This window comes from Prevotella sp. oral taxon 317 str. F0108, assembly GCF_000162415.1.
GTDB lineage: Bacteria > Bacteroidota > Bacteroidia > Bacteroidales > Bacteroidaceae > Prevotella > Prevotella conceptionensis.
Genome location: NZ_GG740093.1, coordinates 1 through 1,163, shown reverse-complemented (window position 1 = coordinate 1,163; position 1,163 = coordinate 1). Strand labels below are relative to the sequence as shown.

Sequence of the window (1,163 nt, the reverse complement as noted above, 5' to 3'; positions counted from 1 at the left end):
CTAAAGTTTCCCACCCCTTAAAACACTGGTTTTTCTCATTCACCTTTGCCTGTAGTCCCCCATATCCATTGAGTTTTAACACATGGTTAATAGAAGTTATGCAGACTGCCCACATACTTCATCCCGCTTTTTTAACGCTTCAGCCATTACAAGGATTTTGACCATCTCTTTGTCGTTGCCGCAGATCGTAGCCATAAGGTGTTGGGGCGTCATCCCAAGTGTTTCTCCTAAAACACGAAGAATGCGTTCGATACAGGCAAGAGCTCGCTTCCATAACGTGAGTGCCATGAGTTCGCCCTCCATGTCCGAAAAGAGTTCGCCCATGGTTTGATATTCTGTGAACCGCTTTTCCAAAGCCATGACGGTATATGTAAGGTAACACAGCGTTGCGTCGGCTATCTGACCATTGAAGTCGCAACCTTGATAACCTCCCAATCCGAGATACTGCTTAGTCTCCTTGTTCATCACCTCTATGTTCCATCTGATCTGATACACTTCAAAGGCCTTTACGAAAGACATCGTAGTGTCCGTGGTGAGCAAGACGTTCCATGCGGAGTTTCTACCATACTTGATGAGGAAGATTCTGACAGGCATGTCTCCTAAGTTGCCGTTGAGCTGAATGTATCGACATTTATACTTACGGCAGTTCTTTCCTCGTTCGCGTTCATAGGCGGCAATGAGTTCTGCAGCATTTTTCTTCCTGCCCGATACGGTGTATCTCGTCTTTCCCGCTTTTGCAAGTCCGACAAAGTGCATCGCACCCTTACCTATGCCCCTAACACACGCCATAAGCTGCTCGCAAGTGAACCAACTATCGGTAATCACATACTTCGCATGTAACGCGGTGGATGCTCTCACCCACAATGCGGAAGAGGCAAAGGGAGAGGTTCAACTCCGAAGCGGAAACTCCGTCCCGTTTCTCCAATGACAGGCGAGATAACATGTGCCCGATGCCAAACTTGCCAAAAAGATGAAATAAATCATCATTCATTCGGCTTCTAACACTCAAAAGTTTGGATAACTCGCTTATTTTATCTATTTTTAGCTTCCATAACGGGTTTTTGTTTTATCTTTGAAATCAGTTCTTTAGCAATTACTAATTTACAAAGAAAATTCGACAAACTGTTATTTTTCTATCTATTTGTTAGGGTGGGAAACTTTAG

1 pseudogene is annotated in these 1,163 nt (G+C 44.4%); it reads right to left on the bottom strand.

The window, feature by feature from the left end:
• Positions 1-96: 96 nt before the first annotated feature.
• Positions 97-991, bottom strand: a pseudogene (locus tag HMPREF0670_RS16035) (hypothetical protein).
• Positions 992-1,163 lie beyond the last annotated feature (172 nt).